At 34.9% G+C, this 2,381-nt stretch carries 1 protein-coding gene; it reads right to left on the minus strand.

The window, feature by feature from the left end; genetic code table 11:
* Nucleotides 1-204: 204 nt before the first annotated feature.
* A partial coding sequence (locus A9996_RS19195) for a GH92 family glycosyl hydrolase (protein WP_157487267.1) occupies nucleotides 205-2,381 on the minus strand: 2,177 nt, incomplete at its 5' end.

Raw genomic sequence — 2,381 nt, forward strand, 5'->3', positions numbered from 1 at the left:
AATTTCTTATTTTTAGGTTAACTTGACTTTTTTTATGGTATATCTCATGACTTGAAGACGCCTGTCATTTTAATAATATCATCAATCGAATCTTTAACTGAGGAAAGGAAAATAAGGGGTTCTAACATTTTGAATGAACTCTTTAATCAATAATAATTACAAACATTTATTATGGATAATTAACCAATTCTTACGTTTTGTTTTCTAAATTTTTGCAACAAGTTTATCTCCCATAACAAATTCAATTGATCCGCCATTTTTTATCATATCATGTGTAAAATATGGTTTGTGCCAAGACTTACTGTTTATTTTAACCGATTGAATATATATATTTTCAGGAGAAAGGTTATTTGCAAGAATGGTTAATTTTTGTCCGTTTTCCAATTCTAGTGTTATTTTAGGAAAAGTGGGACCTGTAAGATAATATAAGTTCTGTCCCGAATTTGGGAAAAATCCCATACATGAAAAAATGTACCAACTGCTCATCGCTCCGCTGTCTTCATTCTCTATACAACCATCTTCTGAAAATCGTTCCTTCATTAATTTACGAACATAATAAGAAACTAAATCAGTTCTATCAGCATAATGAAAGGATTGAACAGCAAGGAACGCAGGTTCATTTCCATAATTGATCAGATTATTAGTAAAGGCGTATTGCAACTTTTCAGCAAATTTATCTTTACCTCCTGATAACGTTACCAGTTTTTCAAATTGGTGAGGCATAAAATAGGAATAGGTCCAGGAATTGCCTTCATAAAAGTAATTTTTCCATGATCCCCATTCTTTTTTGATATCAATAGGTACGAAAGGACCGTTTAGTTTTTTAGGCACAATAAAACCCTTAAAACCATCACTCTCAGCTTCAGGATTCCAAAGTTTTACCCATTGTGCGCTTCGAGATAAATATTTTTTATAATCTGCTTTAGTTCCTAAATCTTTAGCCATAAGTGCAGCACAAAAATCATTATAGGCATATTCTAGTGTTACCGAACAGCTCATTTTACCTGCGGGAATCCAACCTAATTTTTTGTACATGGCACTACTATCAACCTTATTACCATACATGATGCCTTTTCTATCATTATCTGCCTGGTATTTTACGAGTTTATAGGCTTCTTTCCAATCCACACCTTCAATACCTTTAACATAAGCATCAACAATAATATTAGTTATATTATCTCCTCCCTGATCATCATCCTTATCGGTTAAAGCCACATACGCATCTTTAACTCTGCCATTTAATTTTTGCCGGGCAATGAATGAATTAATGGTACCACTTACCATTGAAGGGTTTGTTAGCACTTTCAACGGATATAATGTTCGCCACGTATCCCAAACCGCCAAATGGTCGTCCCACACGGGGACATCTTTGCCAAATATATTTGTATCATTAGTTTTGTTCCTAGGCTGAAAAGAGGCATGATATGCAGCAGTGTAAAAAATTCGTTTTTCTGATTCAGTGCCACCTTCAACAACTAACTTGTTAAGTTCATCATTCCATTTGTCACGAGCTTGTTGTTTAACTTGATTATAATCCCATTGAGGTATTTCTAAATCAAGCCATGAAGTTGCCTGTTCAATACTTTTAAAAGAAATGGCAATTTTCAAATAAATTTCCTCGCTTTCATTCGTATTATAATTTACGTAAGCACCGATACGATCCATTTTCTTCTGCGCTTTTTGCAATGTTGAACCCTCGGAAATACTACCATTATACCAAGTACCAACTGATACTGGTTTTTTACTTAATCTTGCGCAATAGTAGATTTTATAATTCCCGTCAGAAAATCCTCCTGTGTACAACCCGTACCCTTTCATTTCATCTCCATCTTTTGAAGTGAACTGAACTTCACCATCAATAAAATGTACATACTTTTCAGGCATCCCTGTTGCTATATCTCCTAATTGATGCGATACGTCTAATAGAATATTTGCTTTATCCGTTTTTGGAAAAGTAAAGCGATAAATAGCGGAATGTGTTGCTGGTGTTACTTCTGTTTTTATTTTATAGCGACTAAGTGTTACTCCATATTCATAAGCGGTTGCTGTTTCATTTTCTTTAGGCGAGTCGTGTTCCGTTTCTCCAACGGCTAAACCAACTTGTGGCGATAAAAAGATTTGCCCGTATTTTCCCCATCCGGAACCGCTCACGTGAAGTTGACCAAATCCTCTTATGGGTTGATTGATATTATAGCAGTCCATATCGTATTTATTATCACCACCTGGGGTTTGCGGACTTGGATTTATGCCAGCATTAGGTAACTGTGGACCAATAACATTACTACTATTAGCATCCCGCACGCCAATAAAATTGTCTACGTAATCCACTAATTCAACTTTATTATTTTGAGAAAAACCAGTACTACTCAAAAACAATACAG

Source organism: Gelidibacter algens (assembly GCF_001678675.1).
Classification (GTDB): domain Bacteria; phylum Bacteroidota; class Bacteroidia; order Flavobacteriales; family Flavobacteriaceae; genus Gelidibacter; species Gelidibacter algens.